The organism is Exiguobacterium sp. s70, from assembly GCF_018618315.1.
Lineage (GTDB): Bacteria > Bacillota > Bacilli > Exiguobacteriales > Exiguobacteriaceae > Exiguobacterium > Exiguobacterium chiriqhucha.
The window spans coordinates 177,392-194,066 of the sequence record NZ_JACSLV010000006.1; the positions used below are offsets into that span (position 1 = coordinate 177,392).

Sequence of the window (16,675 nt, forward strand, 5' to 3'; positions counted from 1 at the left end):
AGTGACACCATGGGAGTTGGCACATTGGTCGGCGGGGTCGGAATCTTCTTGCTCGGGATGATGCTGTTGACGGATACGTTGAAAAACATGGCCGGGGAAAGGCTCCGGCAACGCTTGAACCTGTTGGCAGAGGGACCGGTGTCAGGTGCGTTTCTCGGGGCCACAATGACGACACTCTTCCAGTCGTCGACCGTGACGACGCTCATGACGATCAGTTTCGTCAGCGCCGGTCTGTTGACGTTCACCCAAGCGCTCACACTCGTCATCGGAGCGAACGCGGGCAGCGCGACGACCGGATGGATTGTGGCGCTCTTAGGTTATAACGTGGATATTCGCGAACTGTTGCTCCCGCTCATCGGGGTCGGTATGGCGCTACGTTTGATCGGACGGCGCGTCAAGCGCATCGGTATGCTCATGGTCGGACTCGGTCTGATTTTCGTTGGCATCGGGACACTTCAAGAGGCGATGCGCGACGTCGTCACGTTCTCATTCGCCGGTTGGGAAGCGGACACACCGTTGCATCAACTCGCACTGCTTGGGACAGGATTACTGATGACCGTCCTATTACAGTCCTCGAGCATTGGTCTTGTCTTGACGATGACGGCGCTCGCGACCGATACGGTGACGCTCGCCCAAGCCTGTCTGCTCGTGCTTGGACAAAGCGCCGGGACGAGTCTCGTCGTCGCCATCGGGTCGATCGGAGGCTGGAAGTCGGCCCGCCGCATCGTCTTGGCGCACGTGCTCGTCCACGGCTCGATTTTACTCATCGGCTGGCTGACGTTCCCGCTCTTGTTCGGTGTCGTGAACGGTGTGGCCGATCGCCTCAATTGGAACGAACTGTTGCGGCTCGCCTTGTTCCACACCTCGTTCCATTTGCTCGGGGTGTTCACGTTCCTGCCGTTCCATGAGGCGTTCAGTCGCCAGTTGCTCAAGTGGATCCCGAGCCGGGCGGAAAAGCTGACCCGGTTCCTCGACCCGAATATGGCCCGCATCCCGACGGTCGCGCTCGAGGCGGCCCGGCGCTCGTTGATTGAGATTGAGCGCTATTTGGCCAAAGAGACGCAACTGTTGCTGAACGAGGCACGTAAACGCGACGACGAGCTTCAACTCGTCGAGAAGACGCTCGGCGACGTCCGTGTCTTTTTGAGCACGATTCAATTGGAAGAAGGGCGAGGACGCAACGACTACGGCCAACATCTGTCGCTGCTCCATACAATCGACCACTTGGAGCGGTGGCTGTTCGTCATGCGTGAAGTCGACCCGGTCGACGCGCTCCGCGATACGGACTTCCTGGTCGCGCGTCAGCTCGTCTTGCATGAACTCGACATGGTCGAGACGCTCAATCATCACACGCCCCCGGAAGAGTCGCGGCAGTGGAAGACGGCCTCGAAACAGCTCGCTGAATATCGAAAAGCGCATCGGGCCGAACTGCTCGAGGAGACGGCGGCGAATCAGCTCGAGATGGACCAGACGATTCAAAAAGTCCAGGCGCTCCTCTGGCTCGACCGGATCGGCTATCATATTTGGCGAGCGACGCGTCACCTCATTAAACCGACCGTCCCGAGCGAGCGGTTTGAAGTGAATCTGGAAGATTGAAAAACGACCGCCCTCCGAGATGGAAGGGCGGTCGCTGTGTTTACTTCTTATCTGCGTGCATGACGCCGGCTTGGCCGTAGTGCGTCGCGTCCATCTCTTCGATGAAGACGGTGATGTTTTCTTTCGGGGCGTTCGTCGTCTCGGAGACGGCGTCTGTCACCTTTTCAATCAACGCACGTTTTTGTTCGACCGTGCGACCTGGGAGCATTTTAACCGTTACGTATGGCATCACATTTCCTCCTTTTAGTTCGTTCCCTTTCATTCTAGTGAAAGGTGAGGCAAGTGGAAAGCAGAAAATCGATTGGGCGGACGGTACAAATAAAAAATGCAGGTGCGAAATATGTGAAAACGGGGTAAGGAACAAGACAGACTAGTCGTAGGAGGAACAGGCGGATGAAATGGAAGGGTAGACAAGCAAGTCGAAACGTCGAGGATCGACGGGGGCAACGTGTCGGAGGGAAAGGCATCGCAGGAATCGGTGGGGGCTTTGGTCTCATCTTGGTCATCGTCTTCACACTGCTCAACGGGGGCAATCCGGGCGATATCGTCAACAACATCGGACTCGGAGAACCGGAACAGTCCTCTGGAACGTATGAAGGCTCGGCGCGGGAAGAAGAGATGGCCGACTTCGTGTCGGTCGTGCTAAGGGATACCGAAGAAGTGTGGACCGATATTTTTGCGGAGAACGGATTGACGTATCGGGAGCCGACGCTCGTCATCTATAAAGATCAAGTCGAATCGGCGTGCGGGATTGCCGGATCGGCTGTCGGACCGTTCTACTGTCCGGGTGATCAGAAGTTGTATATTGATTTAAGTTTCTATGATGACCTGAGTCAACAGTTCAATGCACCGGGTGACTTCGCGATGGCGTACGTCGTCGCCCACGAGGTCGGTCACCACGTCCAGACGTTGCTCGGCACGACGGACGAGATTATGCCGCTCCGAAACGAGATGAGTGAGACACAGTTCAACAAATATTTGGTCCGCTTCGAACTCCAGGCCGATTATTATGCAGGCGTTTGGGCCCACCACGCTCAAGGGATGGGTTACCTCGAGTCCGGCGACGTCGAAGAAGCGATGAATGCGGCGCACCAAATCGGGGATGACACCCTTCAGAAACAGGCGCGCGGCTATGTGACACCGGATTCGTTCACGCACGGGACGTCCGAACAACGGAAACGTTGGTTCGATAAAGGGTTCCAAAACGGGACGATTCAAGGCGGCGATACGTTCAACGCTAAAAACTTATAACCATGAGGTCAAGCGATGGCTTGACCTTTTTCCATGTCCAAGTTGGCTTGTGAAGAAAGAATCCGCTATCATGGAAACAGAAACTAGAAGTAGGAAGGGGATGACCCGATGGAATCCTTACTCAAAAAAATCGAATTCGCCAAAAGCGAGATGACGTCCGTGGAGAAAAAAATCGCCGACTATATTTTATCCCACTCGACGCTCGTTCCGAATATGACGACGAAAGAGCTCGCTCAAAAGACGGACGTGTCCGAGGCGAGTATCGTTCGCTTTGCGCGTGTCGTCGGAATCGATAGCTTCAAGGCGTTCAAACTCGCCCTCGTCAAAGACTTGGCGATCACCGAGACGACGCTCACCGATTTCAACGTGTTGCAGCAGAAAGACACACCTTACGATTCGTTTCAAAAAGTCATCCATGTGAACAAAATGGCCATCGAGGCATGTGCCGAGGCGATGGACAAGCGTGAGCTCGAGCATGCGATCGATACGTTCGCCCGAGCGAACCGGGTCGTGTTTTATGGGGTCGGCGGTTCGTCGACAGCCGCCTATGACGCGCAATATAAATTCACAAAACTCGGCTATGCGGCCCAGACATCGCAAGATTTCCATTACATGTTGTCGCTCATTCCGCATCTCGGCCCGAACGACGTTTTCGTCGCCATCAGTACGTCGGGTCGGACGAAAGACGTACTCGAACTCGTCCGCTTCGCCAAGAAAAAAGGGGTGCCGGTCGTCGCCATCACGGACCTCGATAAATCTCCGCTCTATCGAGAAGCGGATGTCCGACTATGCACGCCGAGCGTCGAACGTGATTTCCGGATTGCGAGCATCGCTTCACGGATGACCCAGTTGACGATTATCGACACACTTTATATGGGGCTGTTGCACCGAAAAGGCGAGGGATTGATTGATCGCTACGCCGAGGCACGTGACGAGATGGTGAAGTTGCGCCGATGATTCACGTCTATGACGCAACGTGGCGTGATGCGGTGGCGGCGTTCCTCTTACAACAACGGTCGTTCGCGGAATTGAACGGACAGGCGCCCGAAACGTTCCGCGATGAAAACGTGGCCGATTTTGAGACGGAGGAGACTGTCAGCCTCGTCTTTGAGGACGGGGATGTCATCGCCGTCGCCGATTTGTTGAAAAAACACCCGGTCGACGGATCGCTTTGGCTCGGTCTGTTCATCGTCGATGAACGGCTGCACGGCACCGGGATTGCGACGCGATTGTATGAACAGCTCGAACAGACGTATATGCGTCCGTTCCAGACGGTGTTCCGACTCGGGGTGTTACCTCACAATGAGCGGGCGCGTCGCTTTTGGGAACGGCAAGGCTACATCTATGAAAAAGATTCCATCACGGCACGCGGCGATCACGTCCACGTGCTGAAAAAAGTCATCAGCTAAGGCGCTCGGTCCAATAGGGCCGGGCGTTTTTCTATAGATGTATACACGTATACAAATCTACATGTATACGCCTGACCTGCAATGAAATTTTATTTCCTTATTTTTTTAAATAAGTTTGACTTTTAATTTCAAGTTAGTACAATAAAATTAGAGAGAAGAAAGGATGGTGGCGATGTTAGACAAACTGGCTACTGAAAGACGAAATGAACGAACGATGCACTTGGACGAGATGGCTGTCGAGGAGTTCCTTGCAGTGATGAATGAGGAAGATCAATCGGTCCCACACGTCATTCAAGAAGAACTGTCGGTCATTGCCGAAGTGACGAAGCGTGCCATCGCATCCTTCAAACAAGGCGGACGTTTGATTTACATCGGCGCAGGGACGAGCGGACGGCTCGGCATCTTAGACGCGGCAGAATGTGTGCCGACGTTTGGCGTGTCACCGGATATGGTCGTCGGACTCATCGCAGGTGGCGAACGGGCGTTGATTAAAGCGGTCGAGGGAGCAGAGGATAGCAAGGATTTGGCAGTCAATGATTTGAAAGCGCTTCACTTGAATGCGTTCGACACCGTCATCGGGATCGCCGCGAGCGGACGGACACCGTACGTCATCGGCGGACTCGATTACGCCCGCGAGGTCGGCGCGACGACAGCCGCGCTATCGTGTAACAAAGGTTCAAAAATCAGCGAACACGCCGAGTTCAAAATCGAAGTCGAGACGGGACCAGAAGTATTGACCGGATCGACCCGATTGAAAGCAGGGACGGCGCAAAAACTCGTCCTCAACATGATCTCGACGGCGTCGATGATTGGGGTAGGGAAAGTGTATCAAAACTTGATGGTCGACGTGCAGCCGACGAACGAGAAGTTGGAAGTGCGGGCCAAACGGATGATTGCGGAAGCGACAGGGGTCGACGAACAGACGGCCGCGCGTTATTTCGATTCATCCGGTGGTCACGTCAAGACGGCGATTGTCATGATTTTAGCCGACGTCCCGCATGCGGAGGCAGTCGAGCGATTAGAGCGTGCGAACGGATTCGTCCGTGACGCATTATAAGGGGGATTCGAGATGAAGAAAGAAGAGGTTCTTGCACATGCGATATTAGAGCATGTCGGGGGGAAAGATAACATTCGTCAACTCGCGCACTGTATGACACGTGTGCGTTTAGCGCTCAAAGATCCGACGAAAGCGGATCTCACTGCATTGAAACAAATCGATGGTGTCATGGGTGTCATCGATGACGAGACGTTGCAAATCGTCGTTGGCCCGGGGACGGTCAACCGCGTGGCGGACCATCTCAGTCGTGAGACGGGGCTCGCCATCGGGGAAGAGTCGGTCGATGCGAATTTGACGCCGGACGAACGGGCGGCCATCGAACGTCAAAAAGTGAAAGACAAACAGAAGTCGCCGTTCAAGCGCTTCTTGCGTCGCTTAGGGAACATCTTTATTCCGCTCATTCCAGGGCTTGTCGCTTCAGGTATCATTAACGGGGGAGCCAACTTCGCGAAGAACGCCGGCGTTGACCCGACCGAAACGTGGATGCAAATCCTCTTATTGCTCGGTAGCACAGTGTTCGCGTATCTCGCCATCCTCGTCGGTTGGAACACGGCCAAAGAGTTCGGCGGGACGCCGGTACTCGGTGCCATCGCCGGGGGGATTCTCTTCAACCCGGTGCTCGCGGACATCACCATTTATGGGGAACCGCTCGTTGTCGGGCGGGGTGGACTGTTCGGGGTCATCTTTGCCGCTTGGCTCATGACGTACATCGAGAAACACGTTCGTCGCTTCATGCCGACGGCGGTCGATATCATCTTTACACCGCTTCTCACGGTCCTCGTCGTCGGTTTCACGGCGCTCTATGCAATCATGCCGGTCGCAGGCATCTTGTCAGACGGGATCATGCAAGGATTGAACGCCGTGCTTGAAGTCGGTGGACCGGTAGCAGGGGCTGTCCTTGCTGGATTCTTCTTGCCGCTCGTCATGGTCGGGTTGCACCACGGACTCACACCGATTCACTTGGAACTCTTGAACACGGTCGGTAACACGGCACTCTTGCCAATCCTGGCGATGGCAGGGGCTGGACAAGTCGGGGCGGCGCTCGCGATTTTCGTGAAGACGCGCAACCAACGTCTCCGTAACATCATTAAAGGGGCCATTCCGGTCGGATTCCTTGGAATCGGCGAGCCGCTCCTTTACGGGGTCACACTCCCGCTTGGCCGTCCGTTCCTGACGGCTTGTATGGGGGCCGCGGTCGGAGGTGCCTTCCAAGCGACGATGAAGACGGCAGCACTCGGGATTGGGGTCTCGGGTCTCTCGCTTACGCCGCTCATCGACAACGGCATGTACTTGACGTACATCGCAGGTCTTGTCATTTCGTATACGGCTGGCTTCATCTTCACGTATTTCTTCGGCTTCAAAGAAGAAATGGCAGACGGGATTTAACAACTGAGGCGGCTCTTTGGAGTCGCCTTTTCATTTGATGAGGAGGAATTTCTGATGAAGGGATTATCGGTTTATTTGAGCGAACCGCTCACACCGCAGTTCAAGATATGGGTCGGACGCATGCGCGAGATTGGCTTCACCTCGATGTTCACGTCACTGCATATCCCCGAGGACGACACGTCGGTGTATACGGAACGGCTTCGTGACCTCGGGACGCTCGCACGAGAACTCGACATGGAACTGTTTGCGGATATCGCACCGACGTCGCTCGCCGCGCTCGGCAAGACGTGGGACGATGCCCATACACTTCTCGATTGGGGCGTGACGGGGCTGCGCGTCGATTACGGCGTGACGCCGAAACAAGTCGCCGACTTGTCGACCCGAATGACGGTCGCCTTGAACGCGAGCACGCTGTCTGAAGCGGAACTCATAGAGATGAAGCAACACGGCCTCGTGACGGACAACGTCGAGGCGTGGCACAACTTCTATCCGCGCCCGGAGACGGGGCTCAATCGTAACTGGTTCGATGCCAAGAACGATTGGCTGAAGCGGCAAGGGTTGAGCGTCCAGGCGTTCATCCCTGGTGACGGGACACTCCGAGGACCGCTGTTCGAACGGCTGCCGACGCTCGAGGACCATCGCCTGTTGTCGACGTTCGCCTGCTACATGGACCTCATGGATTCAGTCGATCGCATCTTAATCGGCGATCCGGGACTCACCGATGAGACGATTGAACAGTTCGCCTCACACGCCGACAAAATGCTCGTTCTTCGGGCCGAAGCGGAGACGACGATTGAGGCCGCCTTCTATCGTGTCCAGACGAACCGGATGGACCCGGCACGTGACGTCGTCCGTTCGGTCGAATCGAGGGGCTATGGACGTCCGGGGGACCGCTTGCTCGAGCCGATGGCAGCAAGACCGCGTCCGCTCGGAACGATCACGGTCGATAATGCGAAGTACGGGCGCTATGCCGGTGAGCTGCAAATCACAAAACGCGATTTGGTGGCAGACGATCGGATCAACGTCCTTGGGCGCGTCATCGAGGCAGACCGGCCGCTCATCCAATCGATCGGACCGGGCACGAAGTTTCGAATCGAGTGGTGTTGACGTTCCGGATTGCCACATTCCCTCGTCTTTGTGTACAGTAGAGAGGGAGGGAATGCCATGAAAGAGATTAATTTTAACATCGTCGCTGACGATTCGACCGATGGCCACGGCGGTTTTGGGGTCGGTTCGCTCAGTTTGAACAATATGTCTCCCGTCATCATCGATGTCGAGGCGGGGACCGCGGTCATCGATATGGGGGCCATGCATGCCAAATCGGCGATCGAGAAACGCATCAAATTTTTGACGGATCCAGAAGCGGTGCCGAACGGAAAACCGTATTGGATCGTCTGGGTCACGGTCGGACGAAAGCCAGAAGGATTCTATTACGGCGGTGTCGCAGCTTGTGACATGTCGATTGACCTCGAGGCACGGCGCGGCTATAAACTGTTGCCGTATCACGTCAACCAGATGGACAAGTCGCTCAAAGGCCGCATTTTGATTGACATGATGGATGCACCGTCACGCGACGTGCTCGCTGCCTTTTTGAAAGAACATCGTCCTGAAATCTGGGAACAATCGACCGAACTTCAAACCGAGCTTGAGCGTTTGAGCGCCGAGTGAAAAGATTGGACCGTTTCGGTCTCCAATCTTTTTTGTTTTCATGTGCCCCGATTTGGGAACATGAATTTGTTATCATGTTGTGATTTCACCGTAATTGTATGAATATTCAGCATTATGCTATACTAAACGCACTTGTGTAAAAGAGAAAGGGTGACACGATGAGTGAAACTAAGAAAATTATGATTGGGCTACTGTTGGGGGTAGCCGTCGGTTTAGCATTAGCAGGATTACCGGGCAATATTTATGATATGGCCAATACGTATGTCCTCTCGCCAGTCGGAACCGTATTTTTGAACTTAATTAAAATGTTAGTCGTCCCGATCGTCTTCTTCTCGATCATTCTTGGTGTCATGGGTCTCGGTGACCCGAAAGAACTCGGTCGTGTCGGAACGAAATCATTGCTCTTCTTCTTGACGACGACGGCGCTCGCCATCGTCTTGGCGATGGGTGTCGCTTATGTCATCCAACCAGGAGAACGTGGAGATTTCCCGACGACGGGATTAGAGTTTGATGCGTCAGGTTCGGAAGAATCTTCGAATATCGTGCAGACGTTCGTCAACATGATTCCAACGAACCCGGTTCAAGCACTTGCCGAAGGCAATATGCTTCAAATTATCGTCTTCGCGGCACTCATCGGATTCGCGATGATCGCGCTCGGTGAAAAAGCGCGCACATGGCGCCGATTCGTCAAACAAGGTGACCGCATCATGATGTACTTGATTCATTTGGTCATGAAACTTGCGCCGTACGGTGCGTTCGCTTTGATCGCCTCAGCCATCGGTGGCATTGGATTAGAGGCTGTCCAAGCGATGGCATGGTATATGATTGCCGTCGTCTTGACGTTGGCGCTCCATTCAGTCATCGTCTATGGCGGTGCAGTGGCGTTGCTCGGGAAAATGAATCCCGTCTTCTTCTTTAAAAACTTCTACGAGGCGATGACGTTCGCATTCTCGACGTCTTCATCGAATGCGACACTCCCGGTGTCGATGGAAGTGGCTCAAACGAAACTCGGTGTCCCACGCTCGATTTCGTCGTTCGTCCAACCGCTCGGTGCGACGGTCAACATGGACGGAACGGCCATCATGCAAGGGGTCGCAACGATTTTCATCGCGCAAGTGTTCAATGCTGATTTGACGATGACAGAGCTCTTGACGGTCGTCATCACAGCGGTACTCGCCTCAATCGGGACGGCGGGCGTACCAGGTGTCGGACTTGTCATGCTCGCGCTCGTCTTACAATCAGTCAACTTACCGGTCGAAGGGATTGCCCTGATCATCGGTGTCGACCGGATCCTCGATATGCTCCGGACGTCGGTCAATATTACAGGGGACGCCGCGTGTGCGGTCGTCGTCTCGAAACTCGAAGAGAAACATCTTCCTCCAGTCGACGAAGACTCGTGGGATGAAGTGGACGCAAAATAACCTAAAGGCTGACCCGGTTCATACCGGGCCAGCCTTTTCAAATGAAGTGAGGTTTTAATGAATGGAGTGGGAAGTTCTGCCGATCCCGTTGTTTGTCGTGGTCAGCATCATCTTAAACAGCATCATCGCCATCGCGGGCGTGTTGCCGAGCGCCTTTTTGACGGCGCTGAACGTTCAATTGCTAGGATTCGGACCAGGCGTCGTCGTCTCCATCGTCGGTGAGGCCGTCGGCGCCGTGCTCAGTTTCGTCCTGTATCGCCAGGCGCTCCATCGCTACACGTCACCGGACGGAAAGCGGCTGCGGCGTCTCCGTGAGGCCGAGGGGGTCGAGGCTTGGTTCCTCGTCCTCGGGCTCCGGCTGTTACCGTTCGTGCCGTCCGGTCTCGTCACGCTGTCGGCCGCATTCAGCAAGATGTCCCTCCCCTCGTTCGCTGTAGCGAGCACGATTGGAAAAGTCCCGGCGCTCTTGATTGAGGCGCTTGCCGTCACGGCCGTCCTGACCGTGGCGACCGGATGGCAACTCGTTCTCGTCGCCGTTCTCGCCGTTCTGTACGCCATGTGGCGCTTGTCTCAGAGAAGCGGCGAGAAGATATGACAGAACGCTTCGACGAAGCGTTTGCCGTTCGATTTCTTGCGTAGCATCGACCAGTCGACGAGAATTGATTCATCGAAGTCGTTCAAGAACGCTTCGTGCAACTCTTGAATGGATGACGTCTCGAACTGGGCGATGGTCATCTCATGGTTCAAATACATGCTCCGAAAATCAAAGTTAGCCGTCCCGACGAGCGCAATCTTGCCATCGATGAGGACGGTTTTTGCGTGGATGAAATGACGATTGTATTTATAAATCCGGATATTCCGTTTGAGCAATTGCTCAAAATAATACTCGGTCGCATGAAAGCTGAACCATTCGTCTCCTTTTCCAGGCACGACGATTCGGACGTCGATGCCGCGCTTGCCGGCGACTTCTAACAGCGCGAGCATTTCGGGAGGCGGAATCAAGTAGGGGGTCGTCATCCAAATCGATTCCTTCGCCTGCATCAACAGAGCCATGAGCCCGTCTCGAATCGTCACATCTTTCCCAGGAGATGTGACGAGCAGTTGCGTCGCTCCGTTTTCTTGTTGCGGCTCATCGATAAAGTATTCCGGTAAGTGTTTGCTGTCGGCAAACAAGTCCCACGTCTCTTTGTCTTCTTCATGACCCGCATACAGCCAATTCTCGACGAACAGACGCTGCAGTTCCCGGACGAGCGGCCCTTCGAGACGCAGATGGGTATCGCGCCAAAATCCGAGCTTTTTATGTTTGCCCAAATATTCATCTCCGACGTTCAGACCACCCGTATAGGCGATTCGCCCGTCGATGACGATCAACTTCTGATGATTGCGGAAGTTGGCGTTAAAGACGAGGAGCGGATGGACGACCGGGTCGAACGCTTGGACGTGGACACGGGACTCGCGGAGCGGTTCGATGAAATCTTCATTGATTTCCTGACTGCCGAGCCCGTCATACAAGAACCGGACGGTGACGTTCTCATTCGAGCGCTTGATCAAGGCGTCGCGGATTTTGAGCGAAATCTCATCGGTCCGAAACAGGTAATATTGGACATGGATGTGATGCGTCGCTTGCTCGATGTCGTGGAGCACCGCTTCGAACTTGGCCTCCCCGTTGACGAGCAGTTTCGTCGAAGTGTGGCCGTCCGCACCGGTCGCCCCTAGTTTTTCGAGCGTGCGCGTGAGCGGATACCGATCGGACACGTCGTTGGACGTCTCGATGCGTTCCGCTTCAATCGCTTGCCGGAACATGCGAATCTCGGTCGAAGTCCGCTTAATCCGACGATGGCGTCGCGGCGTCCGTCCGAACAATACCCAGGCGAGGGCGCCGAGGAACGGGATGAACAGGACGGCGAGTAGCCAAGCGAGTTTGGCCTGAGGTTGGACCTGGTCGAATAAAATATACCAGCCGACGAGGAGCGGCGCCACGATGGCGAGACCGATCAAGAATGGAATCAATCCGTCCACGGAATAGAGGACGAGGAGAAGGAGGAGGCCGAGTACAATCATGGTGAGGAGTTGCCAGACGCGTCGTTTCAACACGTACACCTTCTTTCTGTTCAGTTGTCATCACTGAATTCATTCCACCGTTTACACATTGTTAATCTAAAATTACGTTTCACGATATGGGCGAAGGGAATTATCGTAACTGTACGACATAACGTAAAAGGGGTGTTAGCGATGAAGAAAAAAGGTGCATTGGCCGCGTCGCTCTTAGCGACAGGCATCATTCTCGGGGCTTGCGGGGGAGCAGACGAAGAACCGATGGATAATAACGACACGGAAATGCAAGAGAACGATGATGATATGGAAGAGAACGACGACTAAAAAACGGCCTCGAGCGCTTGCTCGTGGCCGTTCGTCTTAAATGGCGTACGGGGAAGGCTTCCCGAAGTAATACCCTTGGGCCAAATCGAAGCCGAGTTCACGACAGACGTCGACTTCTTCGGCTCGTTCGATGCCTTCGGCGAGAATCGTGATGCCCATCGATTTGGTCAATTGACGTACATTTTTCAAAAATGCCCGCTTTTCGGCGTCCTGATCGCAAAACGAGATGTACGACCGATCGATTTTGACATAGTCCGGTTCGAGCCGTTTCAACATATCGAGCGTCGAGAAACCGGCCCCGACATCGTCGAGGGCGACTTTCATGCCGCGCTTCTTATATGTAGAAAAGACGTGCTGCAAGTGAGCGACGTCCTGTACTTTCTCCGTCTCGACGACTTCAAAGATGAAGCGGTCAGGACTGAGTCCGTATTGGTCGATAATCTCGAACGTGTGTTGCAAGCAATAGTCTGGATTATAAATCGTCGACGGCAAGAAGTTGATGAACGTCTTCTCGTGCGGGGCGACGGCATGATGAGTTGCTTTAATCGCCTCGGCGCGGGCGCGTTGGTCGAGCTTCGAGTGCAGGCCGAACCGGTTGGCCGCGCGGAATAACTCTCCTGGGGAGATGTTATTGCGACTGCGGAGCAACGCCTCATAACCGAACCGTTCGCCCGTATCGAGATGGACGATCGGTTGCAAGTGACTTTCAAAGTCACCGTGTTGAATGAGTTCGATCGTATCGCGATTGGCGATCTGTTCAAGCAGATTCTGCGCCGAGATGATGGCAGTTTGTCGTTTCGTCGTCAAATCGACGCAATACACATCGTCTTCAACGGTGGTGAGCCGCTCGGTCAATTCATCAAAGGAATCGTATGGATGCGATTGTTCATTGACGACGACTAAGCCGCGTTCAAAGAATGGGATGTTCGTGGAGCAGGCAGTACACGGAGACCACATAGGATCACTCCTTTCAGATGATGAAATACTCTGTCTCTAGTTTATCGGATAAAACTCACATAAAACTCACACGACGGGACAAATAAATAAAAAAATCGTGCAAAATGCGGACAGTTTTTGTATACTTCCTATCGTATGAATAAGAAGCGCCTCAAAACGCCACTCGCATACGAACAACTTTTTAATCAGAAAGGGGTTCTATCGATGGACCAAAAATTAAAATTATGGTTTACGGAGCACCAGACAGAAGATTACGGAATCACGTTCCGTGTAAACCACGTTTATGAGAGCGAACAAACGGAGTTTCAACGACTAGAAATGGTCGAAACGGACGAGTTCGGAACAATGTTGTTGCTTGACGGAATGGTCATGACGACGGATAAGGACGAATTCGTCTATCACGAGATGGTGGCTCACGTCCCACTCTTTACGCACCCGAATCCGAAGCATGTGCTCGTAGTCGGCGGCGGAGACGGCGGCGTCATCCGTGAGATTATGAAACACCCATCAGTCGAAAAAGCAGTTCTCGTCGACATCGACGGGAAAGTCATTGAATATTCGAAGAAATACTTACCAAACATCGCAGGCGAACTCGACAACCCACGCGTTGAAGTCATCGTCGGCGACGGCTTCATGCATATCGCTGAGTCTGAGAACGAGTACGACGTCATCATGGTCGACTCGACAGAACCAGTCGGCCCAGCGGCCAACTTGTTCACGAAAGGATTCTACGCCGGAATCTCGAGAGCGCTCAAAGCCGATGGAATCTTCGTCGCGCAGACGGACAACCCATGGTTCACGCCAGAGCTCATCCAGACAGTCCAACGTGACGTGAAAGAAATCTTCCCGATCACGAAGCTCTACACTGCGAACGTACCGACATACCCGAGCGGCATGTGGACGTTCACAATCGGTTCGAAGCAGTATGATCCGGAAGCAGTGGCTCCGGAGCGTTTCCATGACATCGAGACGAAGTACTACACGCCGAAGCTTCACAATGCGGCCTTCGTCCTGCCTAAATTCGTGGAGGACTTGACGAAATGATTAAACGTTTCGATGAAGCCTATTCAGGCAAAGTGTTCATCGCGAGCCTGCCAGAAGTCGCAGACGCGAAGACGGTCCTTTACGGGATGCCGATGGACTGGACGGTCAGTTTCCGTCCGGGTTCACGTTTCGGCCCGAACCGAATCCGTGAAGTCTCAATCGGGCTTGAAGAGTACAGCCCGTACTTGGATGGGGACTTGAGTGAAGCCGCCGTCTATGACGCCGGTGACATCCCGCTTCCGTTCGGGAACGCACAAAAGTCGCTCGACATGATCGAGTCATTCGTCAAGGACGTCATCCAAGCAGGCAAGTTCCCGCTCGGTATGGGTGGGGAACACCTCGTCACTTGGCCGGTCATCAAGGCGATGCACGATGCATACGGCGACGATTTCGTCATTCTTCACTTCGATGCGCACACGGACCTCCGTGACGAATACGAAGGCGAGCCGTTGTCGCACTCGACACCGCTCAAAAAAGCGGCCAACTTAATTGGGCCATCGAACTGTTACTCGTTCGGAATTCGTTCTGGGATGAAAGAAGAGTTCGACTGGGTCAAAGAAGTCGGCTATAACATGTATAAATATGAAGTGATCGAACCGCTCAAACGCGTGTTGCCGACGCTCGCCGGGAAGAAAGTATACGTCACGATCGACATCGACGTCCTCGACCCATCGGCTGCACCGGGAACGGGAACGCAAGAGATCGGTGGCATCACGACTAAGGAATTGCTTGAAGCGGTCCACGCTATCGCGAACGCCGACGTCGACGTTATCGGGGCCGACCTCGTCGAAGTGTCACCGGCGTACGATCAGTCGGACATGACGGCCATCGCCGCCGCGAAGATTCTTCGCGAGATGATGATCGGGTTCGTGAAGTAACGATGCCGAAAAAAGGTCAGCTCGAGATGGAGCTGAGTGCTCGCATCACCCAATGGGAGAAAGAGTATCTCGGACGCGGTTCCTTGACGTGTAAAGCAGATTTGCTCCGCGACCTGGCGATCGTGACGCTCCAAGGCGTCTTGACCCCGGCCGAGTACGAACTGGCTGCCAAATCGGCCGGACGCGAGCAATTGAAGAAGTACCGCAACAACCTCGTCGAATCCGGTCGGCCTCAGCTCGAGGCCATCGTGCACGACGTACTCGGGCGGCGACTCGTCTCGCTCCATACGGACATCAGCACGAAGACAGGGGAACGCCTTATCGTCTTTCGCCTCGATGCGCCGTGGGAGAATGGGATTGACAAGCCGTGACGACGTTTTTACACTAGAAGCAGAGACGGTTCAGGATTAGTGGTGTCCGCGAGACATCCCCGTCGTCCTGACCCGGAGCTGACTAACTACACATCCGACAGTTGTCGGCTAGACGGAGCGAACGTGTTCGAGCCGTCGGCATGCAGCGCACACCTTTCTTTGGTGTGCGCTTTTGTCGTCTAGGAGGAAATGTATGGAACTATTGACGTTTTTATTGACGAGCGCCCCGGTGCTCCTATTCGTGACCGGTGTGATTGCCGCTCTCGGAAAATCGAATTTACGAATCCCGGAGTCGCTCAGCATCACGCTCAACTTGTACTTACTGCTCGCCATCGGGTTGAAAGGGGGAATCGGTCTCGCCTCGGTGTCGATGGACGAGTTGGCACTCCCACTGGCAGTGACGCTCGTCGTCGGCATCATCTTGCCGCTCGTCGCCTTTGGAATCGGCTCGCTACTCAAATTCACGTTCCCGGAACGGATCGCCATGGCGGCCACGTTTGGCTCGGTCTCGCTCGTGACATATGTCGCCGCGACGGCCCAGCTCGAACGTCTTGGTATCGTCTATGAACCGTTCATGACGACGCTCGTCGTCGTGCTCGAGATTCCGGGTCTCGTCGTCGCGCTGTTGCTCTACAATCAGAGCCGTGTCCTCGGGATTACGGCGGCCCCGACTCAATCGCTCACGGTCATCCGCGACAGTCTGCTTTCAAAGAGCATTCTGCTGTTGTTGGCCGGTCTCGTCGTCGGAATCGTCACACCGGATACATCGGCGCTCGAACCGTTTTTCATCGACTTGTTCCCGGGCGTCTTGCTCTTGTTCCTGCTCAGCCTGGGCGTCAAGGTCGGTCATCAGTTGAAGGCGGTGCCGTCCTATGGCCTCAAGTTTTTAGTCATTGGCATGACGTTTCCTCTCGTCGGGGCCGTCATCGGTTACATCGCGGCCGGGATGGCCGGACTGTCGGACGGGGGGACGATTCTCTTCATGACGCTCGCCGCGAGTGGGTCGTATATCGCCGCCCCGGCCATGCTCCAGGCGTCGGTACCAGAAGCGGAGCCGTCGTTTTATTTGACGCTCGCCCTCGCCGTCACGTTCCCGTTCAATCTGCTCGTCGGCATCCCGCTATTCATTTCAATCGTCACCTGAAAACAGGCCCGTTCTCACGAGTTGAGTGGGCTAACCTAAATTTTTGAGACAATATAAAAACACCTTCGCAGTGGTACACTTTAAAAAAGTGCTAGCATCGGAGGTGTTTTTGCG

General features: G+C 54.4%; 18 protein-coding genes. 15 read left to right on the forward strand and 3 right to left on the reverse strand.

Features of this window, described 5'->3' with window-relative positions:
- Positions 1–9 precede the first annotated feature (9 nt).
- A complete protein-coding gene (locus tag KNP84_RS13530) occupies positions 10–1,596 on the forward strand; it encodes a Na/Pi cotransporter family protein (RefSeq protein WP_215114966.1) in 1,587 nt (528 codons plus the stop codon).
- 40 nt (positions 1,597–1,636) lie between these two features.
- Here the strand turns inward: KNP84_RS13530 and KNP84_RS13535 are convergent, their stop codons facing one another.
- Complete coding sequence (locus KNP84_RS13535; protein ID WP_012727443.1) at positions 1,637–1,825, reverse strand: 2-hydroxymuconate tautomerase; 189 nt, start codon at positions 1,823–1,825, stop codon at positions 1,637–1,639.
- A 164-nt stretch (positions 1,826–1,989) separates the two neighbouring features.
- Between KNP84_RS13535 and ypfJ the strand changes: the two genes are divergently transcribed.
- From ypfJ to KNP84_RS13580, 9 genes are all read left to right on the forward strand, one after another.
- The gene (ypfJ, locus tag KNP84_RS13540; protein ID WP_021066055.1) at positions 1,990–2,847 is read left to right on the forward strand and encodes a KPN_02809 family neutral zinc metallopeptidase; all 858 of its coding nucleotides are present in this window, start codon (positions 1,990–1,992) and stop codon (positions 2,845–2,847) included.
- A 108-nt stretch (positions 2,848–2,955) separates the two neighbouring features.
- On the forward strand, positions 2,956–3,804 hold the full coding sequence (locus KNP84_RS13545; protein WP_021066056.1) for a MurR/RpiR family transcriptional regulator: 849 nt from the start codon (positions 2,956–2,958) through the stop codon (positions 3,802–3,804).
- On the forward strand, positions 3,801–4,256 hold the full coding sequence (locus tag KNP84_RS13550; protein WP_215114967.1) for a GNAT family N-acetyltransferase: 456 nt from the start codon (positions 3,801–3,803) through the stop codon (positions 4,254–4,256). Before KNP84_RS13545 ends, KNP84_RS13550 begins: the two co-directional genes overlap by 4 nt.
- Before the next feature lie 163 nt (positions 4,257–4,419).
- On the forward strand, positions 4,420–5,313 hold the full coding sequence (gene murQ / locus KNP84_RS13555) for an N-acetylmuramic acid 6-phosphate etherase (RefSeq protein WP_256442315.1): 894 nt from the start codon (positions 4,420–4,422) through the stop codon (positions 5,311–5,313).
- Between the two features lie 12 nt (positions 5,314–5,325).
- A complete protein-coding gene (locus tag KNP84_RS13560; RefSeq protein WP_029594632.1) occupies positions 5,326–6,699 on the forward strand; it encodes a PTS transporter subunit EIIC in 1,374 nt (457 codons plus the stop codon).
- A gap of 54 nt (positions 6,700–6,753) precedes the next feature.
- Positions 6,754–7,806, forward strand: a complete 1,053-nt coding sequence (locus KNP84_RS13565; RefSeq protein ID WP_214802350.1) for a DUF871 domain-containing protein — start codon at positions 6,754–6,756, stop codon at positions 7,804–7,806.
- Positions 7,807–7,863: 57 nt separating this feature from the next.
- Positions 7,864–8,367, forward strand: a complete 504-nt coding sequence (locus tag KNP84_RS13570) for a YwhD family protein (RefSeq protein ID WP_021066061.1) — start codon at positions 7,864–7,866, stop codon at positions 8,365–8,367.
- 158 nt (positions 8,368–8,525) lie between these two features.
- Positions 8,526–9,788 carry a dicarboxylate/amino acid:cation symporter gene (locus KNP84_RS13575; RefSeq protein ID WP_214802347.1) on the forward strand — a complete coding sequence of 421 codons (1,263 nt, stop codon included), beginning with the start codon at positions 8,526–8,528 and terminating at the stop codon, positions 9,786–9,788.
- 61 nt (positions 9,789–9,849) lie between these two features.
- The gene (locus KNP84_RS13580; RefSeq protein WP_214835834.1) at positions 9,850–10,383 is read left to right on the forward strand and encodes a TVP38/TMEM64 family protein; all 534 of its coding nucleotides are present in this window, start codon (positions 9,850–9,852) and stop codon (positions 10,381–10,383) included.
- On the opposite strand, the gene cls is transcribed toward KNP84_RS13580, so the two are convergent.
- Complete coding sequence (gene cls, locus KNP84_RS13585; protein ID WP_353049113.1) at positions 10,359–11,882, reverse strand: cardiolipin synthase; 1,524 nt, start codon at positions 11,880–11,882, stop codon at positions 10,359–10,361. The genes KNP84_RS13580 and cls overlap by 25 nt on opposite strands.
- A 138-nt stretch (positions 11,883–12,020) precedes the next feature.
- On the opposite strand from cls, the gene KNP84_RS13590 reads away from it, so the two are divergent.
- Complete coding sequence (locus tag KNP84_RS13590) at positions 12,021–12,167, forward strand: hypothetical protein (protein ID WP_214750978.1); 147 nt, start codon at positions 12,021–12,023, stop codon at positions 12,165–12,167.
- A 36-nt stretch (positions 12,168–12,203) separates the two neighbouring features.
- Here the strand turns inward: KNP84_RS13590 and KNP84_RS13595 are convergent, their stop codons facing one another.
- The gene (locus KNP84_RS13595; protein ID WP_251025996.1) at positions 12,204–13,124 is read right to left on the reverse strand and encodes an EAL domain-containing protein; all 921 of its coding nucleotides are present in this window, start codon (positions 13,122–13,124) and stop codon (positions 12,204–12,206) included.
- Between the two features lie 204 nt (positions 13,125–13,328).
- On the opposite strand from KNP84_RS13595, the gene speE reads away from it, so the two are divergent.
- The 4 genes from speE (at position 13,329) to KNP84_RS13615 (ending at position 16,561) form a co-directional block, all read left to right on the forward strand.
- The gene (speE, locus tag KNP84_RS13600; protein WP_029594637.1) at positions 13,329–14,168 is read left to right on the forward strand and encodes a polyamine aminopropyltransferase; all 840 of its coding nucleotides are present in this window, start codon (positions 13,329–13,331) and stop codon (positions 14,166–14,168) included.
- Complete coding sequence (speB, locus tag KNP84_RS13605) at positions 14,165–15,046, forward strand: agmatinase (protein ID WP_021066068.1); 882 nt, start codon at positions 14,165–14,167, stop codon at positions 15,044–15,046. The genes speE and speB overlap by 4 nt, the downstream gene beginning before the upstream one ends.
- 2 nt (positions 15,047–15,048) lie before the next feature.
- Positions 15,049–15,417, forward strand: a complete 369-nt coding sequence (locus KNP84_RS13610; protein ID WP_021066069.1) for a Na-translocating system protein MpsC family protein — start codon at positions 15,049–15,051, stop codon at positions 15,415–15,417.
- A gap of 193 nt (positions 15,418–15,610) precedes the next feature.
- A complete protein-coding gene (locus tag KNP84_RS13615) occupies positions 15,611–16,561 on the forward strand; it encodes a sodium-dependent bicarbonate transport family permease (RefSeq protein ID WP_029594638.1) in 951 nt (316 codons plus the stop codon).
- Positions 16,562–16,675 lie beyond the last annotated feature (114 nt).

What these genes read in the sequence shown, in the direction of transcription:
- KNP84_RS13570 (WP_021066061.1), top strand. Translation starts at nt 7,864, where the DNA reads ATGAAAGAGATTAATTTTAACATCGTCGCTGACGATTCGACCGATGGC.
- KNP84_RS13610 (WP_021066069.1), top strand. Translation starts at nt 15,049, where the DNA reads ATGCCGAAAAAAGGTCAGCTCGAGATGGAGCTGAGTGCTCGCATCACC.
- murQ (WP_256442315.1), top strand. Translation starts at nt 4,420, where the DNA reads ATGGTGGCGATGTTAGACAAACTGGCTACTGAAAGACGAAATGAACGA.
- speB (WP_021066068.1), top strand. Translation starts at nt 14,165, where the DNA reads ATGATTAAACGTTTCGATGAAGCCTATTCAGGCAAAGTGTTCATCGCG.
- speE (WP_029594637.1), top strand. Translation starts at nt 13,329, where the DNA reads ATGGACCAAAAATTAAAATTATGGTTTACGGAGCACCAGACAGAAGAT.
- KNP84_RS13560 (WP_029594632.1), top strand. Translation starts at nt 5,326, where the DNA reads ATGAAGAAAGAAGAGGTTCTTGCACATGCGATATTAGAGCATGTCGGG.
- KNP84_RS13575 (WP_214802347.1), top strand. Translation starts at nt 8,526, where the DNA reads ATGAGTGAAACTAAGAAAATTATGATTGGGCTACTGTTGGGGGTAGCC.
- ypfJ (WP_021066055.1), top strand. Translation starts at nt 1,990, where the DNA reads ATGAAATGGAAGGGTAGACAAGCAAGTCGAAACGTCGAGGATCGACGG.
- KNP84_RS13530 (WP_215114966.1), top strand. Translation starts at nt 10, where the DNA reads ATGGGAGTTGGCACATTGGTCGGCGGGGTCGGAATCTTCTTGCTCGGG.
- KNP84_RS13565 (WP_214802350.1), top strand. Translation starts at nt 6,754, where the DNA reads ATGAAGGGATTATCGGTTTATTTGAGCGAACCGCTCACACCGCAGTTC.
- KNP84_RS13580 (WP_214835834.1), top strand. Translation starts at nt 9,850, where the DNA reads ATGGAGTGGGAAGTTCTGCCGATCCCGTTGTTTGTCGTGGTCAGCATC.
- KNP84_RS13535 (WP_012727443.1), bottom strand. Translation starts at nt 1,825, where the DNA reads ATGCCATACGTAACGGTTAAAATGCTCCCAGGTCGCACGGTCGAACAA.
- KNP84_RS13595 (WP_251025996.1), bottom strand. Translation starts at nt 13,124, where the DNA reads ATGTGGTCTCCGTGTACTGCCTGCTCCACGAACATCCCATTCTTTGAA.
- KNP84_RS13545 (WP_021066056.1), top strand. Translation starts at nt 2,956, where the DNA reads ATGGAATCCTTACTCAAAAAAATCGAATTCGCCAAAAGCGAGATGACG.
- KNP84_RS13550 (WP_215114967.1), top strand. Translation starts at nt 3,801, where the DNA reads ATGATTCACGTCTATGACGCAACGTGGCGTGATGCGGTGGCGGCGTTC.
- KNP84_RS13615 (WP_029594638.1), top strand. Translation starts at nt 15,611, where the DNA reads ATGGAACTATTGACGTTTTTATTGACGAGCGCCCCGGTGCTCCTATTC.
- KNP84_RS13590 (WP_214750978.1), top strand. Translation starts at nt 12,021, where the DNA reads ATGAAGAAAAAAGGTGCATTGGCCGCGTCGCTCTTAGCGACAGGCATC.